Here is a 25,959-nt window from a genome sequence, read left to right on the forward strand (position 1 = left end):
GGGCTATTAGCGTAAGCGTGCCTGCATTAAAGCCACGCTTATCAGCGCCCAGAAATCGGCCGTAGCCATATAGCAAAAACCCGCCTTTTAGGCGGGTTCTTTAAATAGTGGTGCCCGGACTCGGAATCGAACCAAGGACACGGGGATTTTCAATCCCCTGCTCTACCGACTGAGCTATCCGGGCAACGGGGCGCATTAAACCCGATTCACTCTCCGCCGTCAACGAAAAATGTTGTTTTCGTTACAGACTGCGCAATCTCTCACCGTTTCGCCGCATCCTTAAGCGAAAAAGTGCGTCCAGAGCGCAGAGAGCGGCATGGCCAGCAGCAACGCGGGCAGCATATTCACCACGGCAAACATCTTAATCCCACAAATGCGCAACCCGGTAGCCAGCAGCAGCAGGCCGCCGACGGCGGTGAAGTCCGCCATCATCGCCGGCGTGGTCAGCGGGAGAATCAAGGTGGCGCAGGTAGCAAGTGCCAGCTGGATAAGCAGCATCGGGACGCAAATCGCCGCGACGGCGACGCCAAGGGTGGTGGCGAAAATAGTGGCGGTGAAGAAATCCAGAAACGCTTTCGCAATCAATATGCTTGGATCGCCCGTCATGCCTTCCTGCATCGAACCGAAAATCCCGGTGCCGCTGGCGCAAAACAGAATGATGATGGCGACATAGTTCTGGATAAACGACTCGTGCGTGCCGTGTTTCGCCTTGCCGCCCGGTCGGGCAATCAGGTTTTTGGCTTTACTCACCGCGCTGTTAATGCCTTTTTCCAGATAGCAAAATTCGCCAATGAGCGCGCCGAGAAGGGTGGCCAGCACCATCACGGGCAGGTTGGCACATTTGATCACTAAAAGAATACCGATCCCTAGCGATGCCAGGCCGAATATTGAGGGCATGGAAGTGCGAATACGCTCCGGCAGCCGCTGGCTCAGCACTGCGCCGAGTACGCCGCCCAGCAATACGGCACCTGCGTTGATAAATGGCCCGATAACCACGCTTAACTCCTGTTACTTACTCATTGGTATTGCATGATTATGACATGCTTCTGCTTTATGGCCGTTAGCTTTGGGTGATTAAATGCATAAGGATTCTTTGTTGCGGCTAAAAATAAAAGGTGACATTATTGCGCGAATTTTCTCCTCCTGTCTCACCGCTCGGTGAGGGTAACTGCGCTTATGAAAACCATGAAAATCGCTGTCAGCCGCGAGCTGCTCTCTACTGTGTCTACGCACCGCGAAAAGGTGACGCTGGATAACACGGATTTCACCGATGTGGCAGCCGTCGTCATGACGACGACAGAAAGTCGCAGCGGCATTCTTGCGTTGCTGAAACGCACGGGCTTTCAGCTTCCGGTGTTCATTTTCTCGCAGGAGCCCACGGAAGCGCCCGACGGCGCCACCGCGGTCATCTCGGGTAAAGCGCAGGAGTTTCTGGAGCTGGAGACCGCAGCCAGCCGTTATGAAGAGAACCTGTTACCGCCGTTTTTCGACACCCTGAGCCAGTATGTGGAGATGGGCAACAGCACCTTTGCCTGCCCGGGCCACCAGCATGGGGCTTTTTTCAAAAAGCACCCGGCAGGGCGACAGTTCTATGATTTCTTCGGGGAGAACGTGTTCCGCGCCGACATGTGCAATGCCGACGTGAAGCTGGGCGATCTGCTGATCCACGAAGGGTCCGCCAAGCATGCGCAAAAGTTCGCCGCGAAAGTGTTCAACGCGGACAAAACCTACTTCGTGCTGAACGGTACGTCGGCGGCCAACAAGGTGGTGACCAACGCGCTGCTGACTCGCGGCGATTTGGTGCTGTTCGATCGTAACAACCACAAATCCAACCACCATGGGGCGCTGATCCAGGCGGGTGCTACGCCGGTTTATCTTGAGGCAGCACGTAACCCGTTTGGATTTATTGGCGGGATTGACGAGCACTGCTTTGACGATGCGTATCTGCGGGAGCTGATCCGCGAGACGGCGCCGGAAAAGGCCGACGAAGCACGGCCGTTCCGCCTGGCGATCATTCAGCTTGGCACCTACGACGGGACGATCTACAACGCCCGTCAGGTGATCGACAAGATCGGCCACCTTTGCGACTACATTCTGTTTGACTCCGCGTGGGTGGGCTACGAGCAGTTCATTCCGATGATGGCGGAAACGTCCCCGCTGTTGCTGGAGCTGAACGCGAACGATCCGGGCATTTTTGTTACCCAGTCAGTGCACAAACAGCAGGCCGGGTTCTCGCAAACGTCGCAGATCCATAAAAAGGATAACCACATTCGCGGCCAGGCGCGTTTCTGCCCGCACAAGCGTCTTAACAACGCGTTTATGCTGCATGCTTCAACCAGCCCGTTCTATCCGCTGTTCGCGGCCCTGGATGTGAACGCAAAAATCCACGAAGGGGAAAGCGGGCGCAGGCTGTGGGCGGAGTGCGTCGAGCTGGGGATTGAAGCGCGTAAGGCGATCGTTGCGAATTGCCATATGATCAAACCGTTTATTCCACCGGTGGTGGCGGGGCGGCCGTGGCAGGATCATCCGACTCACGCCATTGCCAGCGAGCTGCGCTTCTTCAGCTTTGAGCCGGGAGCAAAATGGCACGGGTTTGAGGGCTATGCCCGCGAGCAGTACTTTGTCGACCCGTGCAAGCTGCTGCTGACCACGCCGGGCATCGATGCCGAAACGGGGGAGTACACGGATTTCGGTATTCCGGCGACGATTCTGGCGCACTATCTGCGTGAAAACGGCATCGTGCCGGAAAAATGCGACCTCAACTCGATCCTGTTCCTGCTGACGCCTGCCGAAAGCAGCGAGAAGCTGGCGCAGCTGGTGGCGATGCTGGGCCAGTTTGAACAGCATATTGAAGACGACACGCCGCTGGCGGATGTGCTGCCGACTATCTTCCAGAAATACCCGGTGCGCTACCGGGATTATACGCTCCGACAGCTGTGCCAGGAGATGCACGATCTCTACGTCAGCTTTGACGTGAAAGATTTGCAGAAGGCGATGTTCCGTAAGGAGAGCCTGCCGGAGGTGGTGATGAATCCGCAGGATGCCAATCAGGAGTACATTCGCGGAAACGTAGAGTTAGTGCGTATTCGTGACGCTGCAGGGCGTATCGCCGCTGAAGGGGCGCTGCCCTATCCGCCAGGCGTGCTGTGCGTGGTGCCGGGTGAAGTCTGGGGCGGGGCGGTACAGCGTTACTTCCTGGCGCTGGAGGAGGGCATCAACCTGCTGCCCGGCTTCTCGCCGGAACTGCAGGGTGTGTACAGCGAGAAGGATGCCGACGGGATTAAGCGGCTGTATGGGTATGTATTAAAGTAGAGCCTCTCTCTAACGTAGGCCGGATAAGCGTTAGCGTCATCCGGCGATTTGCCCGGCGGCGCAAGCTTACCGGGCCTACAATACTGCGTCAGGCCTCTGCGCGGCGGTACATCCTCCTCGGATGCCCAATCTTCCCGTACAGCATCTCCACGCTGAGAAACCCGGTCTCCACGCAGTGTTCCAGATAGCGCCGGGTGGTGGTTTTACTCAACCCCGTCTCGCTCACGACCTCATCCACGGTAAAGCAGTGCGTCGCCTTGTCGTTAAACAGCGTCTGCACGCGGGCCAGCGTATTTTCCTCAATGCCTTTGCTGCCGTTGTCCTGGCGGTAGTTTTTCGCCTGTAGCTGATAGAGCGAATCGACGTTCTGCTGGTCGACAATCTTCCAGACGCGCTGCTGTTCGGCAAACTGCACAAACCGCTCCAGCGACTGGCTGAGCCGCTTCCAGGAGACGGGTTTGAGGATGTAGTCGAACGCGCCGTTGCGAATCGCCTGGCTGCAGGTGTCCATATCGCTGGCGGCAGTAATGAAAATCACCGAGCAGTTAGCGCGGGCCAGCATCGGATCATTAATCAGCGAGATCCCTTTGCCGTCAGGCAGATAGTTATCCAGCAGCATGAGCTGCGGCTGTTTGCTTTCAAGTTCAGCCTGGGCCGCTGCCAGCGACGAGGCAATGCCTACCAGTCTCAGACGCGGATGCTTACTTATCAGCTCCGCGTGCAGTTGCGCCAGCTCGTTTTCGTCTTCAACAATCAGTACGTCGATAAGTTCATGTTGCATAGTCGGTGTCTTCCAGTTGCCGGGCGGTTCCCGTGGCAGGGATAAACAATGAGAAAATGGCGCCGCGCGGCGTATTATCGGCAACTTCAATCGCGCCGCCAGCCTGTGTGACATAGCTTTCGATTAGATACAGGCCAATCCCATGATCGCCGCGTGTTTTGGTGGTGATGCCGCGTTCAAAAATTTGGTCACGGATCTCCGGTTTAATGCCAACGCCCTGGTCGGCCACTTCAATAATCAGCTCCTGTTCGCTGAGTTTTATCAGTACCTCCACCGGCGCGTGGGGAAGCGGTGAACGCTGTGTCGCTTCGATGGCGTTATCCAGCAGGTTGCCAATAATCGAAATCAGCTCTTGTTCTCCCAGCGGCAGGAACGGCCTGTCCAGAAGACAGGCCGGGTCGAAACTCAGCTCGACGCCTTTCTCCCGCGCGCGGGCGGCTTTGCCCAGCAGCAGGCCGCACAGGGTCGGGGAACTGAACCGCGAAGAGATAAAGTCCAGCAGCTCCTGGGCATGCTCCGACTGCGCCTGAATGTAGCCAATCGCCTCCTCATAGCGGCCCATATGCAGCAGCCCGGAGAGGGTGGTCATCCGGTTTAACTGTTCGTGGCGCATAATGCGCAGGTTATCGACATAGCGTTTTACCTGGCTGAGCTGGGCGCTCAGTGAGTCGATCTCGTTGCGATCGCGGAAGGTGATCACCCAGCCCTGCAGCGCCCCCTCAAGCATGATGTGCACCCGGCTGGCAATCACCGTGAGATCGTTAAAACGGCAAATCTCATCATGGGTATCTTTCGCCAGCATCGTCTGCGTGTCGAAGAACGGGACCGGATCGATAACCTGGCTTATCAGCTGCCCGCGCAGTTCCCGGGCTGGCTGGCTCAGGCCCAGCAGCTTGCGCGCCGCCTGGTTGATCACTTCAATCCGTCGCCGATCGTCAATGGCAATCACTCCTTCATAAATAGACTCCATCATCGCCTTTTGCTGGCGCACCAGCAGCCCGATTTCTCGCGGTTCAAGGGAGAAAATCTGCTTCTTAATACTGCGGGTAAAGAACCAGGAGAAGATAAAGAGGGCAATCAGCAACAGCACGGCGGCAATCAGGATATTGACCACTTTACTGACGGTAATGGTATCTAGGTAGCTGGTGAGATAGCCTACGGAGACAATGCCTACTACCTGACCGGCATCGTTGAAAATGGGGGCTTTACTGCGCAGCGAAATACCCAGCCCCCCTTTGCGAATGGTAGTGGTGCTTTTACCCTGCAAAACGGCTTCATTGTCACCGCCTACCAGCGTTGTGCCTACTCTGTCGGCAAAGACGGAGTGAAAAAGATGCTGGCCCTTATTATCACCAATCACAATAAAGCTGGCGTCACTGTGCGCAGACATCTTCTGCATAAAATCATGGATGGCGTTGATATTTTTTTGTTCGACTTCATTACGCAATGTCGGAATAAGCGCAATCTCTTCAGCCTGTATTTTGGCGCGGGCGCTCATTTCCTGATAAAGCTGTTTGCCGACATCGACATAATAATATCCGCCCAGTAACGCAAAAAGTACTGAGAAAAAGGCAACCAGCGAAATAAACAGCTTAATCTGGAAAGAGACTTTCATAACTATCACGCGAGGTAGCGGCAAAGATGGACAATATATCATCTTTTTTCGTGCGGATGCCCGCTTTGCCGAAAACTTGTGATCCCTTGCACAGCAGGGGCTGTAAAAGATTTATCTTAAAGGCTGGCCTGCTTCAGGCTGCGCGAACAAATGTTATTTGTTTGTTCAATTCGGAAAAGAAACCATAAAAACCACGCGAATAAATAAGGCATAAATCACATTAAATAAAAGAAACCATTAAAACCATAGTGGCCATTAAAACTTCGCTTTTAATATGCCTTTCCTCACATAAAGTAAGCCTTTGTGACTCTAAGCTGAACGCACAAAATAACTAAGGGGCTTATTATGAGCACAACTGACGATTCTTTCTCTGTTACCCACGACCCGATTGAAATTCAGCGACCTTCGCTCAAAGAGCGCTGGTGGCATATTATGGATACCTGGAAAATCGGGATTATTCCTCTGCCACTGTTTGTTCTGGCGGGTGTACTGATTGCCATTGATTGTCTGGGCGGAAAACTGCCGAGCGACATCGTGGTGATGGTGGCCACGCTGGCGTTCTTCGGCTTCGCCTGCGGCGAGTTTGGTAAACGCCTGCCGATTGTCGGCAAGCTCGGCGCGGCGGCGATTTGCGCCACCTTTATTCCTTCCGCACTGGTTTACTACGGCCTGCTGCCGGATGTGGTGGTCGAGTCCACGACCAAGTTCTACAAATCCACCAACATTCTCTACCTCTACATCTGCTGCATTATTGTCGGCAGCATCATGAGTATGAACCGCACCGTGCTGATTCAGGGCTTCCTGCGCATCTTCTTCCCGATGCTGTGCGGTGAAATCGTCGGCATGATTGTCGGTATGGGCGTCGGTATCGCCCTGGGCCTTGAACCGTTCCAGATCTTCTTCTTTATTATTCTGCCGATTATGGCGGGCGGCGTGGGGGAAGGGGCGATCCCGCTTTCCATCGGCTATGCCACTTTGCTCCATATGGACCAGGGCGTGGCGCTCGGTCGCGTGCTGCCGATGGTAATGCTCGGCGGTCTGACCGCAATTATTATCTCCGGCTGTCTGAACCAGCTTGGTAAACGCTACCCGCACCTGACCGGTGAAGGCCAGCTGATGCCTAACCGCGCGAATGCGGATACCACCGTCTCTCAGCCTGCATTCTCTGGCAAAGCAGACGTGACCACTATCGCCTCCGGCGCGCTGCTGGCGGTACTGCTCTACATGCTGGGCATGCTCGGCCACAAGCTGATTGGCCTGCCTGCACCGGTTGGCATGCTGTTTATGGCGGTACTGGTGAAGCTCTGCAACGGCGCCTCTCCGCGTCTGCTTGAAGGCTCTCAGGTAGTGTACAAATTCTTCCAGACCTCTGTGACCTACCCAATCCTGTTTGCCGTCGGCGTGGCTATTACCCCGTGGCACGAACTGGTCGCGGCCTTCACCGTCAGCAACCTGCTGGTGATTGTCAGCACCGTTTCTGCACTGGTCGCCACGGGATTCTTCGTCGGCAAAAAGATTGGTATGCACCCGATTGATGTCGCCATCGTTTCCTGCTGCCAGAGCGGCCAGGGCGGTACCGGCGACGTGGCGATCCTGACCGCAGGCAACCGTATGAGCCTGATGCCGTTCGCCCAGATTGCTACCCGTATCGGCGGCGCGATTAACGTCTCTATCTCACTGCTGATTCTGGGCAACTTCCTCGTTTAAGTTTTCAGGAAAGAACAATGAAACTCGCAAGCTTTTTATACCAGGGAAAACGCAGCTACGGCATCGTCCAGGCCGAAGGTGTGATTGATTTACGTCGCCGTCTGGGCGACCAGTACAGCGACCTCAAAGCGCTGCTGCAGGGCAACGGGCTGGCGCAGGCCACCCGCTATATCAACGATGCGGTGGATGTGCCGATGAGCGCCATCACCTTCTTACCGGTGATTGAGCAGCCGGAAAAAATTCTCTGCGTGGGCATGAACTACGCTGACAAGCGCAAGGAGTTTGACCAGCATAACCCGGCCCCGACGCTGTTTGTCCGCTTCCCGGATTCACAGACTGGACACAACGAGCCGGTGCTGAAGCCGCGCCACTCCAGCGAATTCGACTACGAAGGCGAGCTGGCGGTGATCATCGGTAAAGGCGGGGAGAACATCAGTCGCGACGACGCCCTGCGCCACGTGGCCGGTTACAGCTGCTACATGGATGGCTCCGCCCGCGACTGGCAGCACACCTGGTTTACGGCCGGTAAAAACTGGCGTCAGACCGGCGCGTTCGGCCCGTGGATGGCGACGGCTGATGAGATCCCGGACCCGCACCAGCTTGCGATCCGCACCTGGCTGAACGGCCGCATGGTGCAGGAAGACAACACCAGCAGCATGATCCACAAGGTGGCGGAGCTTATCGAATACATCAGCACCTTCACCCGCTTAAGCCCGGGCGATGTGATCATCACCGGCTCCCCTGGCGGCGTGGGTAAAAAGCGTAACCCGCCGCTGTTTATGAAAGAGGGCGATCGCATTGAGGTGGAGATCGAGCATATCGGTCATCTGAGCAACGTGATCGTGGAAGCGCCAGCCGTCGGGCTTGCGGCAGCACACTAGGTAAGGCGGCAGCATGCAATCGCAACCCATCGATTTTCGCCACACGCTGGTGGCGAAGCACCCGGAACGTTTAAGCCAGATCCGTTACCTGCTGGCAGACAGCGGCCTTGGCCTGGACAACGACATCACGCTTTTCGTCGAAGCCTGGTCCGGCTCGCAGCTGGTGGGTTGCGCAGGGTTTGCCGCCAACGTCATCAAATGCGTGGCGGTCAACGAGCAGCTTCGTGGCGAGAACCTCAGCGCGCGCCTGCTGGCAGAGGTGCAAAATGCGGCGCTGGAGCGCGGCCATTTTCATCTTTTCCTCTGCACGCGTCCGTGCAACCGGGAGCGCTTTGCCCGCAGCGGTTTCTGGCCGATTGCCCAGAGCGGTAACTATGCGGTGCTGATGGAGAACACCCCGCAGGGCATCGAACGTTACTGCCGGTCCCTCTCCAGGATGCGTAAATGTGGGGAAAAAATTGGCGCGATAGTGATGAACGCCAATCCGTTCACCCTCGGCCACCGCCATCTGGTGGAGCAGGCGGCAGGGCAGTGCGATGCCCTGCACCTGTTCGTGGTGCGTGAAGATGCCTCGTTCTTCCCGTTTAGCGCGCGCCTCGAGATGGTTCGTGCGGGCGTGGCGCATCTGCCGAACGTGGTGGTACACGAAGGCTCGCAGTACATCATCTCCCGCGCCACCTTCCCGGCCTACTTCCTGAAGGAGACCGGCAAAGTGCAGCAGGCGTGGAGCGAAATCGACGTGCTGATCTTCCGGGACTTCATCGCCCCGGCGCTGGGGATTACCCATCGCTTTATTGGCTCGGAGCCGTTTTGCGATATCACCCGTCAGTACAACCAGACGCTGCACGACCTGCTCGCCTCGCATATCGAAGTTGTGGAAATGCCGCGCATCAAGGCCACCGGCAACGCCATTTCAGCGTCCGAAGTGCGCCGCTTACTGAAGACACAGCAGTTTTCCCGGATCCGGGAGATTGTCCCGGACTCCACCTTCGCGCACCTCGAAACACATTACCGTGCGAGTGCGGAAGTCGCTTAACTACCAGGAATTTATCATGAAAATTGTAAGGGAGGCGCTGGCCGGAACGCAGGAGTCCAGCGACCTGATGGTGAAAATCGCTCCCGCTCACGGCGAGCTGGAGATAGTCATCCACAGTGAAGTGATTAAGCAGTTTGGCGAGCAAATTCGCCAGGTGGTCAACGACACATTGCGCGCCATGAACGTGCACCAGGGATTAATCATTATTGAAGACAAAGGGGCGCTGGACTGTGTGATCCGCGCCCGCCTGCAAAGCGCGCTGATGCGTGCCGCCGATGACCAGGCCATCAACTGGGGGGCGCTGAAATGAGCAAACTCCGCCGCAGTATGCTGTTCCTGCCCGGCGCCAACGCCGCCATGCTCTCCACCGCGTTTATCTACCGCCCGGACTCCATCATGTTTGACCTTGAAGATGCGGTCGCCCTGCGTGAAAAAGACACCGCACGCATGCTGGTGTTCCACGCGCTACAGCACCCGATGTATCAGGATATCGAAACCGTGGTGCGCATTAACCCGTTGAGCACGCCGTTTGGCCTGCTGGATCTGGAGGCCGCCGTGCATGCTGGCGTGGACGTGATCCGCCTGCCGAAAACCGACACGCCGGAAGATATCTACGAGCTGGAAGGCCACCTGGAGCGCATTGAACGTGAATGCGGACGCAAGGTTGGCTCCACCCGCGTAATGGCGGCGATCGAGTCGGCCATTGGCGTCATCAACGCCGTGGCGATTGCCCGCAGCTCCCCGCGCTTAATTGGCATCGCGCTGGCGGCCTTTGACTACGTCATGGACATGCAGACCGAACGCGGCGACGGCACCGAGCTGTTCTATGCCCGCTGTGCCGTACTGCATGCCGCCCGCGCTGCGGGCATCGATGCCTTCGACGTGGTGTGGTCAGACGTTAACGACGAGGCCGGGTTCCTGCGCGAGGTCGATCTGATCCGCAAGATGGGCTTTAACGGTAAATCGCTGATCAACCCGCGCCAGATTGACCTGCTGCATAACGCCTATGCCCCGACGCAGGAAGAGGTGGATCACGCGAAACGCGTGATTGAAGCCGCAGAAGAGGGCGAACGTAACGGTCTCGGCGTGGTGTCGCTCAACGGCAAAATGGTCGATGCCCCGATAATTAACCACGCGCAGGTAGTGCTCGAGCGCGCAGCGGCCTCCGGCGTGCGTCGTTAAGGATTACACAATGAATCAGACAGAACTTCTCCATGTGAATTTTCCCCATTTGCGGGATTTAAAACCCTTTGATACTGCGCACAGCGCGACGCCGTGGCTGGCAGACAGCGAGGCTAAACATAACCGAAAACTGTGTGCGACCGTTGAAGAGGCCGTATTACGCAGCGGTCTGCAGGACGGGATGACCATCTCCTTCCACCACGCATTCCGCGAGGGTGACCGGGTGATCAATACCGTTGTGGCGCTGCTGGCACGGATGGGCTTTAAAAACCTGACGCTGGCCTCCAGCTCGCTGATGACCTGTAACGACGCGCTGATCGAACATATTGAGAGCGGCGTCATCACCCGGATTTACACCTCCGGCATGCGCGGCAAGCTGGCGGATGCCATCTCGCACGGGCTGATGGACGAGCCGGTGCAAATTCACTCTCACGGCGGGCGCGTCAAGCTGCTGCAGGACGGCGAGCTGAATATCGACGTGGCGTTTCTCGGCGTGCCGTGCAGCGATGAATTTGGCAACGCCAACGGCACGCACGGCAAATCCTGCTGCGGCTCGCTGGGCTACGCCATGGTGGACGCGCACTTCGCCCGTAAGGTGGTGCTGCTGACCGAAGAGCTGGTGCCGTTCCCCAATATGCCTGCCAGCCTGGTGCAGGACCAGGTGGACTACATCGTGCAGGTCGAGAGCGTCGGCGACCCGGCGAAAATCAGCGTCGGTGCGGCGCGCGTCACCAGTAACCCGCGCGAGCTGATGATCGCCCGCTATGCAGCAGACGTTATTGAACACTCCGGCTATTTCAAACCGGGCTTCTCGATGCAGACCGGCTCCGGTGCGGCGGCCACCGCCTGCACGCGCTTTATGGAAGAGAAGATGGAGCGCAGCGGCGTCAAGGCACGCTTTGCGCTCGGCGGCATCACCGGCAGCCTGGTGGATCTGCACGAGAAGGGGCTTATCGAAAAGCTGCTGGATACCCAGTGTTTTGACGGCCAGGCGGCGGCCTCGCTGGCGCGTAACCCGAACCACGTGGAGATTTCCACCAACGTCTACGCCAACCCTGGCAGCAAAGCGGCGAGCTGCGACCAGCTCGACGTGGTGATCCTCAGCGCCCTGGAAATTGACGTCGATTTCAACGTTAACGTCATCACCGGCTCCGACGGCGTGATGCGCGGCGCGTCTGGCGGGCACTGCGACGTCGCCGCCGCAGCAAACCTGACCATCGTTGTTGCGCCGCTGCTGCGCAGCCGTATTCCAACGGTGGTGAAGCGCGTTACCACGCGCCTCACGCCGGGGGAGAGCATTGACGTGCTGGTCACCGACCACGGCATTGCGGTCAACCCGGCGCGCCCGGAAATCCGCGAGCGGCTGCTGGAAGCAGGACTCAAAGTTGTGGATATCAGCGCGCTTTACGAGCGGGCGATTTCCCTGACCGGCGTACCTAAACCGATTGAATTTACAGACAAAATCGTCGGGGTGATCCGCTACCGCGACGGCAGCGTGATCGACACCGTACGACAGGTGAAGGAGTAGTTATGACAACAGCGACACCCGTGCGGACGGGTGTCAGCCTGGACGAACTGCTGACGGCGAAAGAGCGCCGCGCAGCGCGTCAGGTTGACATGCTTGAGCACTATCAACAACCGGTGATTTCCCTCACGCTGGTTACGCCAGGGGAAATCAAAGACAGCCTGCGCTATCGCAACACCATGGGCGTGGCGCTGCAGATGTGCGACCAGCTGCTGTGGGAAAACCGCTGGCAGGTGCTGGACCGCCAGGTGCTGTGGCTCCCGACCGGGCCGGAAGCCCTGTGGTGCGTGGCCCATCCTGCGGTGGAAATCAAAGCGCACTGTGCGGAGCTGGAGCAAACGCACCCGCTCGGCAGACTGTGGGATCTGGATGTGATCTGCCCTCAGCACGGTCATGTAGGGCGTCAGTCGCTGGGGGCGAATCTCCGACGCTGCCTGATTTGCGATGAGCCCGCGCATGCCTGCTCCCGTTCGCGGAACCATCCCGTTGAGCTGGTGGTTTCCCGCGTGGAGAAGATGATCGATGACTGGTTTGCTCGCGACTAAACCGCGCCCGGTTGACGTGCCCGCGCTTGCCGAAGCGGCGCTGTGGCAGGAACTGGAGCTGACGCCCAAGCCGGGGCTGGTGGACAAGCTCAATAACGGTTCCCATCGCGATATGGACCACGCGCTGTTTGTCCGCAGCATTGCGGCGATTACGCCGTGGTTTTCGCGCTTTGCTGAACTGGCTAATGCGCATGCAGATAAACCCGCTGACGAGCAGTTACGGGTTCTCCGCCCGATGGGGATGGCCTGCGAGCAGGCGATGTATGCTGCAACGAACGGGGTGAACACGCATAAAGGCGGTATTTTTGCCCTGGGCTTACTGTGCTTTGCCGCCGGGCGCGTGAAAAAAGTCTCCGCAGACAACCTCTGTTGTGAGGTGAGTAACATCTGCAGCGGGCTGGTTTCGCGTGAGCTGGTCGCACGCAGCGGACAGGCGACCGCGGGCGAGCGGCAATTTCAGCAGTACGGCTTAACGGGCGCGCGCGGTGAGGCAGAGAGTGGCTTTGCAACGGTGCGTAAGGCGCTGGCGCAGTGGAACGGACATTCCCTCCACGGCCTGCTGTTACGCCTGATGGCGATAAATCAGGACAGCAATCTGGTTTCGCGCGGCGGCATTGAGGGGCTGCGCTACGTTCAGGGCTACGCACGGGAATTACTGGCTGACGGCTGGGACCGCGAGGCGTTGCTCAGAATGGATAACGCATTGATTAAACGAAACCTGAGTCCGGGCGGCAGTGCGGATTTGCTGTCGGTGGGGTGGGTGCTTTCTGCAATAAAATAGCCGGGTGGCGGCTACGCCTTACCCGGACTACGGTCTGGTTTTGTAGGCCCGGTAAGCGCAGCGCCACCGGGCATAACAATCAATGCGCGACTGGCTGTGCACCATTCGGCACGCGAACATGCTTGTACTTGAACAGCGCGATAAACGCGAAGAACAGCACCAGCGAGTACGCGGCGAAGATCAGCCACACAGGCTGCCAGTTGGTGATGCCGTTGGTGGTATACATCTCAACCACTTTACCGCTCACCACACCGCCCAGAATACAGCCGAAGCCGTTGGTCATCATCAGGAACATACCCTGTGCGCTGGCGCGGATTTCAGGCTTCACTTCTTTTTCTACAAACACGGAACCCGAGATGTTGAAGAAGTCGAAGGCGCAGCCGTAAACAATCATCGACAGAACCAGCAGCACGGTGCCGAACGGGCTTGGGTCGCCGTAGGCGAACAGACCGAAGCGCAACATCCATGCCGCGATACTGATCAGCATGACGTTCTTGATACCGTAGCGGCTCAGGAAGAACGGGATGGTCAGGATGAACAGCGTCTCAGAGATCTGAGAGATGGACATCATCACCGACGCGTGCTCAACAATAAAGCTTCCGGTAAACAGCGGGTTGTTATCGAAGCTGTGCAGGAAGGTATTGCCGAACATGTTGGTGATCTGCAGTTCCGCACCCAGCAGCATGGAGAAGATAAAGAAGATCGCCATGCGTTTGTTTTTGAACAATGCGAACGCATCCAGACCGAGCATTGAACTCCAGCTCTGGTTCTTCTGCTGGTTAGAAACCGGAATGTGCGGCAGCGTCAGGGTGAACAATGCCAGTACCACAGAGAGCGCTGCGCCGATATAGAGCTGCATGTGGCTCAACTCAAAGCCTGCGAAGCTCACGCCCCACATCGCCATGATAAAGCCGATGGTGCCCCAGATACGGATTGGCGGGAAGTCAGTCACGATATCCATTCCCGCAGACTTGATGCGGTGGTAGGAGATGGTGTTGATCAGGCCAAGCGTTGGCATGTAGGCCAGTGAGTTAAGCAGGATCACCATGAACATCGCCCCCGGCGTGGTCACCTGGGCTGCCATAAACAGCGTCCCCGCGCCTACCAGATGGCAAAGCATGTACAGCCATTTCGCACTTAACCATTTATCCGCCACGATCCCCAGCAGCGTTGGCATGAAGACAGCCGCAATACCGAGCGAGCTGTATACGGCACCGATTGACGCACCATCGAACTTGAGCGTCACAAACATATAGGAGCCGAGTGTGGTTAGCCAGCTACCCCACAGGCAGAACTGCAGAAACGACAAGATTTTAAGCTGCAGCTTAAGGTTCATGTTACTTTCCTCACAAGTGAGCGGGAGATATGTTGTTTTGGGAACATTCAGGGTTGTTATTTGATGCAATTCTATCAGTTGGCAACGATATGTTTTGTTACCTCCCGCAAAAAAATGCAATCCACATTAATTTGCAGTTTGGATTGTGATGCAAATAACATTTTCGTATGGGTGGGAGATTAGGTGCGGCCTGATGCCCTCACCCAGACCCTCTCCCACGGGGAGAGGGAAAGCAGAACACCTTCTCCTTGCAGGAGAAGGTGTGTTGATTATCGGCGACGGTAGTTCTTCTGCGCCGAATTCACCTTATACAGATAGCGACGGGATTCCGCAGACGGGTGGCGGGTGGTGAGGGTTGAGTAGACATCCCCTGGTGCCATGCTGTTGATGATGTTTGCGGCCTGCACTTTGTCATTCGAGAACACACGCAGCACGCTGCCCGCGCCGCCGTTATAGGCGGTGATCACCGCATAGCGGCGCGAGGTTGGGTTATCAATCCCTCCAAGGTAGACATTGTTTAGCATTGCCAGATAGGCCGTGCCGGTATCAATGTTGCTCTGCGGATCGAACAGATAGCTGCGGCTCGGCGTCCCGGATTTACCCTGCGCACGGAAGACGTCTTTACCGGCGCTGTGCTGCACAACCTGCATCAGCCCCAGGGCGTCGGAACGGCTTACCGCGTACGGGTTAAACGACGACTCGGTTTGCATAATCGCCAGGATCAGCGACTCATCCACACCGTACTTACGCGAGGCCTGACGCACCATCCCAATGTACTTATGCGCACGCTTGTCGAGGTGGTTCGGGACGAGGTTGATGGTGACGCTGTAGATAATCTTCAGACCGTTAGAGCGGCTTTTGAGGCGCGTCTGCAGCAGATAGTCGGCAAATTTCGTGGCGCGACCTTCCCAGCGGATCGGCTGGCCGGTCTGATCGACAACCTGACCGTACAGGAACGGCTCTTTCGAGATAGTGATATCGTCGGCATCGGAGTAGAGATCGATAGATCCTGGATCGTCACCCATCAGCAGGGTTTTGATAATCGCCTGACGGAGTCGTGCCGCAGGGTCTGTGCCTGCGATGGTTTCAATCGTGATCGTACCCTCATCAAAGTTGATGTGGCTACGGGTCAGATAGGCGTCGGTGTACTTAACGTAGTCCTTAGGTCCGGCAATAAGAACTTCGTTAAATCCCCATATATTCTCGATGTTGTGGGCAAACTGCCCCATCAAAATGTCAAAACCGTTGGTGTCCTTGATCCAGGCTTCGTTGTAATCATCGCCTTTTTTTGACGAACACGAGGCAAGCAACGGCGCAACAAGGGCTAGCGCTAAAAGTTTTTTCATCATTCCGGGAGTGCGTGTTGTGTTTGCTTAGTCGTTGCTTTCGCCGGGTAAGCGCAGCGCCACCCGGCAACAGCGGCGCGATATTATTTTTCCGGCGGCGTATAGCCTTCGATGTGCACGTCTTTGCCTTCGAACAGGAAGCTCACCATCTCCTGCTCCAGCAGTTTGCGATGTTCCGGGTTCATCATGCTGAGTTTCTTCTCGTTGATCAGCATGGTCTGCTTTTTCTGCCACTGTCCCCAGGCTTCTTTGGAGATTTCGTTATAAATGCGTTTACCCAGGTCGCCCGGATAAAGCTGGAAATCCTGGCCTTCAGCGTCACGCTGCAGGAAAGTACAAAAAATCGTTCTGGCCATACTCATTCCTCTTTTTTAGCCGATGCTAAACCATTGCACCGGCACGTAATTGCTGTAACAGGCGCTCCACGGGAGCCGCCAGTCCGACTGATGGCGGTTGCGCTAAGTTATACCAGAGAGCGGTGCCTTCATCCATGCACGAGGTGAATGAGGACACGGGAAGCCACATCGGCACAACATCCAGGTGGAAATGGCTGAAGGTGTGGCGAAACGCGGTCAGCTGCGTCAGGTTATCGGCAGCAATCCCGCGTGATTTAAGCCATTCACGCAGCAGCGCTTCCTTTTCAAACTGTGGGAAGCAGTATAGACCGCCCCACAGACCGCTCGGTGGACGCTGGGCCAGGAAGACGTCGTCGCCGTGCTGCATCAGCAGCATATAGCCGGTGCGCTCGGGCAGCGTCTGCTTGGGTTTCTTACCCGGATACTGCGCCCACGAATGGTTGGCATACGCCATGCAGAGATTATTCACCGGGCAGAGTTCGCATTTTGGTTTTGAGCGCGTGCAGACCATCGCGCCGAGGTCCATCATCGCCTGATTAAAACGCTCCACGCCGTTGGCTGGGGTGACGTCTTCACTGATCTCCCAAAGACGTTTTTCAACGTCCTTCTTCCCCGGCCAGCCGTCGACGGCATAGCAGCGTGCCAGCACGCGCTTAACGTTGCCGTCGAGGATCGGGAAATGTTTGCCTAAAGACAAAGAGAGAATGGCGCCCGCGGTTGAACGCCCGACGCCGGGTAAATCCGCCACTTCGTCGAAGGTTTCCGGGAATTTACCGTTGTGGCGCGTCGCGACCTGCTGTGCGGCTTTGTGCAAATTACGCGCGCGGGCGTAGTAGCCAAGCCCGGTCCACAGGTGCAGCACCTCGTCCAGCGGCGCGTTGGCCAGATCGGTCACCGTCGGGAAGCGTGCCATAAAACGCTCAAAGTAAGGGATCACCGTGGCGACCTGCGTTTGTTGCAACATCACTTCGGAGAGCCATACTTTATAAGGCGTTTTTTCAATTTGCCAGGGCAGGGTTTTACGCCCGTATTTGTCGTACCAGTCCAGCACCTGGGCTGAAAATTGAGAGGCTTGCATGGTCATCGATTCGTATAATCAGGGACGCCGATTGCAGCACAGCGTCAATCTGCTGTAAACCGGATCTTTCCCATGCTTGCATAGAAGCCTTAACTTTGGATAATGCCCGTTTCCCGAACATTCTCACAAGCAGACAACTCTTTTATGAAAAACGACGTCATTTCACCGGAATTTGATGAAAACGGTCGCCCGCTGCGCCGTATTCGCAGCTTTGTCCGCCGTCAGGGCCGCCTGACAAAAGGGCAGCAACATGCGCTGGACAACTACTGGCCGGTGATGGGCGTTGAGTTCAGCGAGCAGCCTTTGGACTTTACTGAACTGTTTGGTCGCGAGGCGCCAGTCACGCTGGAAATCGGCTTTGGTATGGGCACCTCGCTGGTGGCCATGGCGAAAGCCCGCCCGGAGCAGAACTTCCTCGGTATCGAAGTACACTCCCCGGGCGTGGGTGCATGCCTGGCAACGGCCCACGAAGAGGGCGTTGAGAACCTGCGCGTGATGTGTCACGACGCGGTGGAAGTGCTGCACAAAATGATTCCTGACAATTCTTTAACCATGGTTCAGCTCTTTTTCCCTGACCCGTGGCACAAAGCACGTCATAATAAACGCCGTATCGTTCAGGCACCGTTTGCCGAGCTGCTGAAAAGTAAGTTAAAACTGGGCGGCGTCTTCCACATGGCGACCGACTGGGAACCTTATGCGGAACATATGCTGGAAGTGATGTCGTCGCTGGATGGCTATAAAAACCAGTCTGAAAGCAACGACTATGTACCGCGTCCGGAATCGCGTCCGGTAACGAAATTTGAACAGCGTGGCCATCGTCTTGGTCACGGTGTATGGGACTTAATGTTCGAGAGGGTGAAATAATGGCAAAGAATCGTAGCCGTCGTCTGCGTAAAAAGATGCACATCGAAGAATTCCAGGAAGTGGGTTTCTCCGTTGCGTGGCGTTTCCCGGAAGGCACCAGCGTAGAACAGATCGATCAGGAAGTAGATGCGTTCATCAATGACGTGATCGAACCCAACAAACTGGCCTTCGACGGTAGCGGCTACCTGGCATGGGAAGGTCTGATCTGCACCCAGGAAGTGGGTAAATGCACCGAAGAACATCAGGCTCTGGTACGTAAATGGCTTGAAGACCGCAAGCTGGAAGATGTCCGCGTCAGCGAACTTTTCGACGTTTGGTGGGACTAATAAAGCAAGTACAGGGCCAGCATTAGCTGGCCCATTTTGTCTGAGGGAGTGTTTAAGATGCGCAAAACGTTGCTGGCGGTTGCTTTACTGGCAATCGGATCCACCGCCCATGCGGAGTATAAATGTAGCGTCACCCCGCGTGACGACGTGGTGTTAAACCCGCAAACCGTGCAGGTCAAAGGCGAGAACGGCAATCTGGTGATTACGCTGGAAGGGAACGTCACCTTTAACGGCAAACAGTACAACCTGACTGCCGCACAGCGTGAGCAGGCGAAAGACTACCAGGCCGATTTGCGTACCGCGCTGCCGTGGATTAACGAAGGCGCACTGACGCGCGTTGAGAAAAGCCGCGTGGCGCTGGACAAGATCATTACCAAAGAGGTGGGTGAGAGCAGCAATATGCGCACCCGCCTGACCAAGCTCGATAAGCAGCTCAAAGAGCAGATGAACCGGATTATCGAGACGCGTACCGACGGCCTGACGTTCCACTACAAAGCGATTGATCAGGTCCGTGCTGACGGGCAGCAGCTGGTGAACCAGGCGATGGGCGGTATCCTGCAGGACAGCATCAACGAGATGGGCGCCAAAGCGGTACTGAAAGGCGGTGGTAACCCGCTTCAGGGCGTGCTGGGCAGTCTGGGTGGCCTGCAGACCTCCATTCAGAACGAGTGGAAGAACCAGGAAGATGATTTCCAGAAGTTCGGCAAAGACGTGTGTAAACGCGTGGTGTCGCTGGAAGACAGCAGGAAGGCGCTGGTGGGGACGCTGAAGTAATTAACTTCACCCCTCATCCTAACCCTCTCCCTTTCAGGGAGAGGGTAGCAGCCTTTGCAGTGTTTCAAGGATTTTTCTAACACCCCTTCTTCGTTATTCCAGAGCTCGTTGTTCCAGAATCGAATGACATACCAGCCTTTCCCTCAGCCGGCAGGACGGGATGCGAAATCCTGAATCAGCCTTCAGGAATCTTCTGCGAGGAACAGCTCAAGAAGGGAGTTTAAGAACAGTTTGCCGTGCTCGGTAATCTGCCAGTATTCCTCACATTCCGTGAGATACCCCTGCACCAGCGCTTCGTCAATTTGTGGACGAATCACTGACTCCGGCAGCCCGGTGTATCGCGCAAACTCTGCACGGGGTGCAGCTTCCAGCAGGCGGAAGCGGTTCATAAAGAACTCAAACGGCTTATCCGCCGCCTCTACGTCGTGCTGACGCTCAAGATAACGGCCTTCCATATACCCGCGCGGATGGCGAGTCTTAGCCGTGCGCAGAATGCGCCCGTCCGGGAAAGTCACTTTACCGTGCGCGCCGCAGCCAATCCCCAGATAGTCGCCAAACCGCCAGTAGTTCAGGTTGTGCTGACACTGGTAGCCCGGCTTCGCGTAGGCCGACGTTTCATACTGCTGATAGCCCGCCGCGGTTAACAGCTGGTGGCCTTGCTCGAAGATATCCCACAGCGCGTCGTCATCCGGCAGCACCGGGGGACGAGAGCCAAACAGCGTGTTTGGCTCGATGGTGAGCTGGTACCACGAAAGGTGCGGCGGATTCAGCGCAATCGCCTGACGCAGATCGTCCAGCGCCTCTTCCAGTGACTGGTCAGGCAGACCGTGCATCAGATCGAGGTTAAAGCTGCGCAGACCCAGCCCTGTTGCCAGATTTGCCGCACGCTTCGCCTCTTCCGGGCCGTGAATACGCCCCAGACGTTTTAACTTCGGCTCGCTAAAGCTCTGTACGCCGATGGAAATCCGGTTCACGCCCGCACGCTGATAATCGACAAAACGGTCGGCCTCAACGGTACCGGGGTTGGCTTCCATCGTAATTTCAGCATCTGCTGCCAGGTTCAGACGTGCACGCACGCCGTCCAGCAGCGTCTGCATCGCCGGGCCGGACAGCAGGCTCGGCGTACCGCCACCAATGAAAATGGTCTTAACTTCACGTCCCTGTGCGTAAGGTACATCGGCATCCAGGTCGGCCAGCAGATGCGCAACGTAATCATCGTGTGGCACTTCACCTTTCAGCGCGTGCGAGTTGAAATCGCAGTACGGGCATTTCTGCACGCACCACGGGATGTGAATATACAGACTCAGGGGTGGCAAATTAGCCATTACGCAGTGCTTCCAGTAACAGTTTCAACGCGCGTCCACGGTGGGAAATCGCGCTTTTCTCTTCGCGGGTCAGTTCCGCAGCGGTTTTGCCCTCGGACGGGACATAGAAAATCGGGTCGTAGCCAAAGCCGCCGTTGCCTGCCGCTTCGCGGGTAATCACCCCCGGCCAGCTGCCGTGGCAGACGATGGGTGTTGGGTCTTCAGCGTGACGCATATAGACCAGCACGCAGTGGAACTGCGCGGTACGCTGTTCGTCAGGCACGTCTTTCAGTGAGACAAGCAGCTTTTCCAGATTCTGCTGGTCGGTAGCGTCAACGCCGGAATAGCGTGCAGAGTAAATCCCCGGCGCGCCGCCGAGAAAATCAACGGCCAGGCCGGAGTCGTCGGCAATCGCGGGCAGGCCCGTAATCTGCGCGGCATGGCGTGCTTTCAGGATCGCGTTTTCGATAAACGTCAGCCCCGTCTCTTCGGCGGAATCCACGCCAAGATCGGTCTGAGCGACCACGTCCAGCCCAAAATCATTTAATAGCGAGGCCAGCTCGCGCACTTTACCGGCGTTACCGGTCGCGAGAACAACTTTCTGCATGGTTTAGTCCTGTTCTGTCAAAGCCGCGACTTCCGTCGGGATCGATTGCGGGTTGAGGATTTTTACCTGTTTATGCCGCCCCAGCTCGCCTTTTTCAATAATGACCTGGCTTTTAGCCACGCGAAACTGTTTTGCCAGATATTTGGTCAGATGCGCGTTCGCCTGGCCGTCAACGGGTGGGGCAGTGATGGCGACTTTTAACTCGTCGCCATGCAGTCCAACAATACTGTCACGGCTGGCTTTCGGCTGAATATACAGCCGCAAAACCAGCCCGTCAGCGCAGGTGCTTACTGCACTCATAGCGCCATCCACAGCCCCGGCAGCAGCATATCGCCCGTGGACTGTAACAGTTCTGCGATCCCCATGTTGATCACATAGAGCAGCAGAACCAGGATCATCGGGGAAAAGTCGATACCGCCCATAGACGGGAGCAGGTTACGGATCGGACGCAGCAGCGGTTCGGCCAACTGAATCAATGCGTACTCCACCGGGCTGCGCCCCTGGCTGACCCAGCTCATGATGGCCATGACCAGCAGCACCCAGAAAATCAGCAGACCGACGGTTTTGATCAGAATCAGGACGGCGGCTATCCAGATAATCGGCTGGAAGGTGATGACCATAAACAGCACGATTGCTTTGATAACGCTCAGAATAAACGCCACCAGCAGAGACGAACTGTCGATGGGACCCATTGCCGGAATAATACGGCGCAACGGTCCGACGATAGGTTGCGTGATTTTCACGACAAACTGGGAGAACGGATTGTAAAAGTCACAGCGGGCCCACTGCATCCAGACGCGCAGCAAAAGCGCCATCGTATACAGCTCAATGACCGTTGAGAGCAGGAAAGTCAACGTCTTCATGGCGTTCCTCAGGTTTCCTTATTATTGGGTGTAGTCGCGCGCACCGAAAATGGCTGTACCGATGCGCACCATAGTGCTGCCTGCCGCGATGGCGGCTTCCATATCATCCGACATGCCCAGAGAAAGCGTGTCTACCGTGTCATAGCGCGCTTTAAGCGCCTCAAATGCTACAGCCATTTGCTGTGCCACGGCAAACTGCCTTTCATAACTTGACTCAGGTGCCGGAATTGCCATCAGCCCGCGCAGGGTTAAGCGCGGCAGTGCGGCTACCTCTGCTGTCAGCGCATCCAGCTCGCTCAGCGCAATGCCGGACTTGCTGTTTTCGTCGCTGATGTTGACCTGAATCAGCACGTTAAGCGCAGGCATCTCTGCCGGACGCTGGTCATTCAGGCGGGTAGCAATGCGCAGACGGTCAATGGTGTGGCACCAGTCGAAGTGCTCTGCCACCAGACGGCTTTTGTTCGACTGCAGGGGACCAATAAAGTGCCACTGCAGACGGGTATTCCCCTGTTCCTGGAAGTAGCGAATTTTATCCACACCCTCCTGGACGTAGTTTTCACCAAACGCCCGCTGGCCAGCATCAATGGCTTCTGCGATGGCGCTCGCAGGCTTCGTTTTGCTGACTGCAAGTAACGTAATTTCTTCTGAAGCACGGCCGCAACGCGTTGCGGCGGCTGAGATTTTGTCCCGGACCTGTGCCAGGTTATGCGCAATGTCGTTCATTTTCCGAGGAGTAGTCTATGGATGTGGAAGAAATGGTGGCGCTTAGTGTAAAGCATAATGTCTCCGATCTACACCTGTGCAGTGATTCGCCACCCCGCTGGCGCAGAACAGGCCGCCTTGAACCGGCACCGTTTCCGCCTCCTGACGTCGAAGCGTTGTTAAAAGCGTGGCTCAACGACGAGCAGCAGGGAACATGGTGGGCAAACGGGCAGGTGGATTTTGCCGCGACAGTGGCGGGGGGCCAGCGTCTGCGCGGCAGTGCCTTTAAGCAAATGAGCGGCGTCTCTGTGGCGTTGCGGCTGTTGCCGCGTACCTGTCCGCAGCTCGCTTCGTTGGCCGTGCCACGGGCAATCCCGGAACTGTTATCCAATGACTCAGGGTTGATTCTGGTGACGGGGGCGACCGGCAGCGGCAAATCCACTACGCTCGCGGCAATGGTCGATTTTCTCAACCACCATACTGACGGCCATATTCTCACGCTCGAAGATCCGGTGGAGTTTATCTACCAGAGTGAACGTTGCCTGATACAGCAGAGGGAGATAGGTCAGCACAGCCCGTCATTTGCTGAAGCGCTGCGCAGTGCGTTGCGTGAGGATCCGGACGTGATTTTGCTGGGGGAACTGCGCGACAGCGAAACGATCCGCCTGGCGCTGACGGCGGCCGAAACCGGGCATCTGGTGCTGGCGACGCTGCATACGCGCGGCGCATCGCAGGCGATTGAACGGCTGGTCGATACGTTCCCGGCGCAGGAGAAAGATCCGGTGCGTAACCAGCTAGCCGGCAGCCTGCGGGCAGTCCTGGCGCAGAAGCTGGTTCCCGATCTCCAGGATGGCCGCGTCGCGCTGTATGAACTGCTGGTGAACACAGCAGCGGCGGCGAATCTCATTCGCGAAGGAAAAACATGGCAGTTGCCCGGCATTATTCAAACCGGTCAGCAGGCAGGAATGCAGAACTTTGACCAGAGCCTGGCGGAGAGACGGGCGCAGGGGCGGCTGTAGGCCCCTGTGTTCAATAGCCCTGTTCGAAATAGCTTTCGAGGATGATGACGGCAGAAGCGGAGTCCACGCTGCCTTTGTTGAGCGCCCGGAAGCCGCCATGTTCAAACAGACCCGCTCGCGCTTCGACAGTGCTGAGGCGCTCGTCGTGAAGCTTCACGGAGACGCCAAAGCGGCCATGGATTTTATTGGCGAACTTACGCGCCCGGGCGGTAAGCGGCTGTTCTGTGCCATCCATGTTCAGCGGCAGCCCAACAATCACGTCATCCGGCTGCCACTCTTTGAGCAGACGCTCGATCAGATTCCAGTCAGGCGTGCCGTCGTTGGCCTTCAGGGCCGTAAGCGGACGGGCGGTACCGGTAATGCGCTGACCAATGGCGACGCCAATGCTTTTGGTGCCAAAATCGAAGGCCAGAAGTGTTCCGCTCATCAGGCGTGCCCCGCGACGCCAGGCATGGTCAGAATATCAATGCCAATCAGCTTAGCCGCGTCACGCCAGCGATCGGCGATAGGGGTTTTAAACAGGATATTCATGTCTGCAGGGGCGGTGAGCCAGGCATTATCGAGGATCTCTTGCTCAAGCTGGCCTTTCTCCCACGACGAATAGCCCAGCGCCACCAGTACTTCAGAAGGCTGCTCAGCGGTGCCCAGCGTCTCCAGCACGTCGCGTGAGGTGGTGATGACGGTGTTATCCGAAATTCGAATACTGGAAGAGAATACCGGCGGCGTATGCAGGATAAAACCGCGATCTTCTGCGAGAGGTCCACCCAGCATCACGGGTTTATCGAGCCGGATTTCCGGCAAGCGCGCTTCAGCCGGGATTTTCAGCTTGTCCAGAATCCCTTCAACCTGAAGGTTTTCCAGCGGTTTGTTGATGATAATGCCCATCGCGCCGTCTTCATTGTATTCACAAATATAAACCACAGCGCGGCGAAAAATCGGGTCCTGGAGAGCAGGCATGGCAATAAGAAAGTGATGCTGTAAATTCATTGTCAGAGGTACTGTTTCCTGGTTTAAAAAGCGACAGCGACCAGTATGCGGAGAAACCCGGGCGCTGTCACTCATTGGTGGGTTATTTCTGCAGGCGTTTTTCGATAGCTTCCATCAGCATTCCGGTAATGGAGACCGGGAATACCGCTTCAATTTCACGAATGCAGGTCGGGCTGGTGACGTTCACTTCCGTCAGACGGTCGCCGATGATATCCAGGCCAACGAAGATCAGGCCTTTAGCCTTAAGAGTAGGACCAACGCGGCGGGCAATTTCCCAGTCGCTTTCGGTCAACGGGCGCGGTTCGCCACGGCCACCGGCCGCCAGATTACCACGGGTTTCGCCACCCTGCGGGATACGTGCCAGGCAGTAAGGAACCGGTTCGCCATCCACGACCAGAACGCGTTTGTCGCCGTCTTTGATCGCCGGAATATAGTTCTGCGCCATGCAGTAACGGGTGCCCAGCTCGGTCAGTGTTTCGGCAATCACGCCAATGTTCGGGTCGCTCTCTTTCACGCGGAAAATCGACGCGCCGCCCATGCCGTCCAGCGGCTTCATGATGATATCGCCGTGCTTCTGCCAGAATTCCTTCAACTGGGCTTTGTTGCGGGTCACCAGCGTTTCAGGCGTCAGGTCGGAGAACCAGGCGGTGTAAAGCTTCTCGTTGCAGTCGCGCAGGCTCTGCGGTTTATTGACGATCAGCGTCCCTTTCTCTTCTGCACGTTCAAGGATATAGGTGCAGTAGATGTACTCGGTGTCGAACGGCGGATCTTTACGCATCAGGATGACGTTGAGATCGGCAAGCGCAATGTCCTGCTCTGTGCCGAATTCGTACCATTTGTCGTAGTTCTGCTCGACGTTAACGATGCGGGTGCGCGCGCGGGCTTCACCGTTGATCAGGTAAAGATCGTTCATCTCCATATAGTGGAGTTCATAACCGCGACGCTGCGCTTCCAGCAGCATAGCGAAGCTGGAATCTTTCTTGATGTTAATGTTTGCGATGGGGTCCATCACGATGCCGAGCTTGATCATCT

The 25,959-nt window shown here is 56.7% G+C and carries 28 protein-coding genes, 1 tRNA gene and 1 pseudogene; 13 read left to right on the forward strand and 17 right to left on the reverse strand.

Annotation, left to right across the window (positions count from 1 at the left end; translation table 11 throughout):
- Positions 1-108: 108 nt before the first annotated feature.
- Both PYW49_RS10910 and PYW49_RS10915 read right to left on the reverse strand, forming a co-directional pair.
- A tRNA-Phe gene (locus PYW49_RS10910) sits at positions 109-184 on the reverse strand.
- Between the two features lie 95 nt (positions 185-279).
- Positions 280-996 carry a DUF554 domain-containing protein gene (locus tag PYW49_RS10915; protein ID WP_094935400.1) on the reverse strand — a complete coding sequence of 239 codons (717 nt, stop codon included), beginning with the start codon at positions 994-996 and terminating at the stop codon, positions 280-282.
- 180 nt (positions 997-1,176) lie between these two features.
- Between PYW49_RS10915 and PYW49_RS10920 the strand changes: the two genes are divergently transcribed.
- A complete protein-coding gene (locus PYW49_RS10920; RefSeq protein WP_320386425.1) occupies positions 1,177-3,312 on the forward strand; it encodes an ornithine decarboxylase in 2,136 nt (711 codons plus the stop codon).
- Between the two features lie 88 nt (positions 3,313-3,400).
- Here PYW49_RS10920 and PYW49_RS10925 read toward each other — a convergent pair whose 3' ends face one another.
- A complete protein-coding gene (locus tag PYW49_RS10925; RefSeq protein WP_320386426.1) occupies positions 3,401-4,093 on the reverse strand; it encodes a response regulator in 693 nt (230 codons plus the stop codon).
- A complete protein-coding gene (locus PYW49_RS10930) occupies positions 4,083-5,708 on the reverse strand; it encodes an ATP-binding protein (protein WP_166790926.1) in 1,626 nt (541 codons plus the stop codon). Before PYW49_RS10930 ends, PYW49_RS10925 begins: the two co-directional genes overlap by 11 nt.
- A 345-nt stretch (positions 5,709-6,053) precedes the next feature.
- Here PYW49_RS10930 and PYW49_RS10935 point away from each other — a divergent pair, with 345 nt between their 5' ends.
- The 8 genes from PYW49_RS10935 to citG are packed head-to-tail and all read left to right on the forward strand — an operon-like array spanning position 6,054 to position 13,365.
- Positions 6,054-7,415 carry a 2-hydroxycarboxylate transporter family protein gene (locus PYW49_RS10935; protein ID WP_134348776.1) on the forward strand — a complete coding sequence of 454 codons (1,362 nt, stop codon included), beginning with the start codon at positions 6,054-6,056 and terminating at the stop codon, positions 7,413-7,415.
- Between the two features lie 17 nt (positions 7,416-7,432).
- Positions 7,433-8,296 carry a fumarylacetoacetate hydrolase family protein gene (locus tag PYW49_RS10940; RefSeq protein WP_320386427.1) on the forward strand — a complete coding sequence of 288 codons (864 nt, stop codon included), beginning with the start codon at positions 7,433-7,435 and terminating at the stop codon, positions 8,294-8,296.
- A 13-nt stretch (positions 8,297-8,309) separates the two neighbouring features.
- Positions 8,310-9,332: a [citrate (pro-3S)-lyase] ligase gene (citC, locus tag PYW49_RS10945; RefSeq protein ID WP_320386428.1), complete on the forward strand. Its 1,023-nt coding sequence runs from the start codon at positions 8,310-8,312 to the stop codon at positions 9,330-9,332.
- A 16-nt stretch (positions 9,333-9,348) separates the two neighbouring features.
- Positions 9,349-9,642 carry a citrate lyase acyl carrier protein gene (gene citD / locus PYW49_RS10950; RefSeq protein ID WP_023333363.1) on the forward strand — a complete coding sequence of 98 codons (294 nt, stop codon included), beginning with the start codon at positions 9,349-9,351 and terminating at the stop codon, positions 9,640-9,642.
- Entirely contained in the window at positions 9,639-10,514 is an 876-nt protein-coding gene (gene citE / locus PYW49_RS10955; protein ID WP_134348779.1) for a citrate (pro-3S)-lyase subunit beta, read from the forward strand. The genes citD and citE overlap by 4 nt, the downstream gene beginning before the upstream one ends.
- Positions 10,515-10,524: 10 nt before the next feature.
- Positions 10,525-12,042 carry a citrate lyase subunit alpha gene (citF, locus tag PYW49_RS10960; protein WP_134348780.1) on the forward strand — a complete coding sequence of 506 codons (1,518 nt, stop codon included), beginning with the start codon at positions 10,525-10,527 and terminating at the stop codon, positions 12,040-12,042.
- A 2-nt stretch (positions 12,043-12,044) separates the two neighbouring features.
- Positions 12,045-12,584: a citrate lyase holo-[acyl-carrier protein] synthase gene (citX, locus tag PYW49_RS10965; RefSeq protein WP_134348781.1), complete on the forward strand. Its 540-nt coding sequence runs from the start codon at positions 12,045-12,047 to the stop codon at positions 12,582-12,584.
- Positions 12,562-13,365, forward strand: coding sequence for a triphosphoribosyl-dephospho-CoA synthase CitG (gene citG / locus PYW49_RS10970; protein WP_320386429.1), 804 nt, complete (start codon positions 12,562-12,564; stop codon positions 13,363-13,365). Before citX ends, citG begins: the two co-directional genes overlap by 23 nt.
- Positions 13,366-13,444: 79 nt before the next feature.
- Here the strand turns inward: citG and PYW49_RS10975 are convergent, their stop codons facing one another.
- From PYW49_RS10975 to mutY, 4 genes are all read right to left on the reverse strand, one after another.
- Positions 13,445-14,701, reverse strand: a complete 1,257-nt coding sequence (locus PYW49_RS10975) for a nucleoside permease (RefSeq protein WP_134348783.1) — start codon at positions 14,699-14,701, stop codon at positions 13,445-13,447.
- 269 nt (positions 14,702-14,970) lie between these two features.
- On the reverse strand, positions 14,971-16,047 hold the full coding sequence (gene mltC / locus PYW49_RS10980) for a membrane-bound lytic murein transglycosylase MltC (RefSeq protein WP_320386603.1): 1,077 nt from the start codon (positions 16,045-16,047) through the stop codon (positions 14,971-14,973).
- A gap of 83 nt (positions 16,048-16,130) precedes the next feature.
- Positions 16,131-16,403, reverse strand: coding sequence for an oxidative damage protection protein (locus PYW49_RS10985; RefSeq protein WP_023309138.1), 273 nt, complete (start codon positions 16,401-16,403; stop codon positions 16,131-16,133).
- A 25-nt stretch (positions 16,404-16,428) separates the two neighbouring features.
- Positions 16,429-17,487, reverse strand: a complete 1,059-nt coding sequence (mutY, locus tag PYW49_RS10990; protein WP_320386430.1) for an A/G-specific adenine glycosylase — start codon at positions 17,485-17,487, stop codon at positions 16,429-16,431.
- 138 nt (positions 17,488-17,625) lie between these two features.
- Here mutY and trmB point away from each other — a divergent pair, with 138 nt between their 5' ends.
- Genes trmB through PYW49_RS11005 form a run of 3 tightly spaced genes read left to right on the forward strand, consistent with a single transcriptional unit; the run spans position 17,626 to position 19,445 of the window.
- Positions 17,626-18,345 (forward strand): tRNA (guanosine(46)-N7)-methyltransferase TrmB, encoded by a 720-nt coding sequence (gene trmB, locus PYW49_RS10995; RefSeq protein ID WP_248190354.1) that lies wholly within the window; start codon positions 17,626-17,628, stop codon positions 18,343-18,345.
- Entirely contained in the window at positions 18,345-18,671 is a 327-nt protein-coding gene (locus PYW49_RS11000; protein ID WP_134348786.1) for a YggL family protein, read from the forward strand. The genes trmB and PYW49_RS11000 overlap by 1 nt, the downstream gene beginning before the upstream one ends.
- A 57-nt stretch (positions 18,672-18,728) precedes the next feature.
- Positions 18,729-19,445, forward strand: coding sequence for a YggN family protein (locus PYW49_RS11005; RefSeq protein ID WP_320386431.1), 717 nt, complete (start codon positions 18,729-18,731; stop codon positions 19,443-19,445).
- A 33-nt stretch (positions 19,446-19,478) separates the two neighbouring features.
- Here PYW49_RS11005 and PYW49_RS23380 read toward each other — a convergent pair.
- The 6 genes and pseudogenes from PYW49_RS23380 to PYW49_RS11035 all read right to left on the reverse strand — a co-directional run.
- Positions 19,479-19,585: pseudogene (locus PYW49_RS23380) on the reverse strand (DUF559 domain-containing protein); the annotation flags it as partial.
- Between the two features lie 42 nt (positions 19,586-19,627).
- Positions 19,628-20,770, reverse strand: coding sequence for a radical SAM family heme chaperone HemW (gene hemW, locus PYW49_RS11015; RefSeq protein WP_320386432.1), 1,143 nt, complete (start codon positions 20,768-20,770; stop codon positions 19,628-19,630).
- Positions 20,763-21,356, reverse strand: a complete 594-nt coding sequence (locus PYW49_RS11020; protein ID WP_134348788.1) for an XTP/dITP diphosphatase — start codon at positions 21,354-21,356, stop codon at positions 20,763-20,765. The genes hemW and PYW49_RS11020 overlap by 8 nt, the downstream gene beginning before the upstream one ends.
- A 3-nt stretch (positions 21,357-21,359) precedes the next feature.
- The gene (yggU, locus tag PYW49_RS11025; RefSeq protein WP_014885193.1) at positions 21,360-21,656 is read right to left on the reverse strand and encodes a DUF167 family protein YggU; all 297 of its coding nucleotides are present in this window, start codon (positions 21,654-21,656) and stop codon (positions 21,360-21,362) included.
- Positions 21,653-22,219: a YggT family protein gene (locus PYW49_RS11030; RefSeq protein WP_134348789.1), complete on the reverse strand. Its 567-nt coding sequence runs from the start codon at positions 22,217-22,219 to the stop codon at positions 21,653-21,655. The genes yggU and PYW49_RS11030 overlap by 4 nt, the downstream gene beginning before the upstream one ends.
- A gap of 21 nt (positions 22,220-22,240) precedes the next feature.
- On the reverse strand, positions 22,241-22,942 hold the full coding sequence (locus tag PYW49_RS11035) for a YggS family pyridoxal phosphate-dependent enzyme (RefSeq protein WP_320386433.1): 702 nt from the start codon (positions 22,940-22,942) through the stop codon (positions 22,241-22,243).
- 17 nt (positions 22,943-22,959) lie between these two features.
- On the opposite strand from PYW49_RS11035, the gene PYW49_RS11040 reads away from it, so the two are divergent.
- Complete coding sequence (locus tag PYW49_RS11040) at positions 22,960-23,940, forward strand: type IV pilus twitching motility protein PilT (protein ID WP_320386434.1); 981 nt, start codon at positions 22,960-22,962, stop codon at positions 23,938-23,940.
- A 10-nt stretch (positions 23,941-23,950) separates the two neighbouring features.
- Here the strand turns inward: PYW49_RS11040 and ruvX are convergent, their stop codons facing one another.
- The 3 genes from ruvX to gshB form a co-directional block, all read right to left on the reverse strand.
- Entirely contained in the window at positions 23,951-24,367 is a 417-nt protein-coding gene (gene ruvX, locus PYW49_RS11045; protein ID WP_047347906.1) for a Holliday junction resolvase RuvX, read from the reverse strand.
- A complete protein-coding gene (locus PYW49_RS11050; RefSeq protein WP_008499752.1) occupies positions 24,367-24,927 on the reverse strand; it encodes a YqgE/AlgH family protein in 561 nt (186 codons plus the stop codon). Before PYW49_RS11050 ends, ruvX begins: the two co-directional genes overlap by 1 nt.
- Positions 24,928-25,009: 82 nt before the next feature.
- Positions 25,010-25,957 (reverse strand): glutathione synthase, encoded by a 948-nt coding sequence (gene gshB / locus PYW49_RS11055; protein ID WP_320386436.1) that lies wholly within the window; start codon positions 25,955-25,957, stop codon positions 25,010-25,012.
- Between the last annotated feature and the right edge of the window lie 2 nt (positions 25,958-25,959).

The organism is Enterobacter chinensis, assembly GCF_034008295.1.
Lineage (GTDB): Bacteria > Pseudomonadota > Gammaproteobacteria > Enterobacterales > Enterobacteriaceae > Enterobacter > Enterobacter chinensis.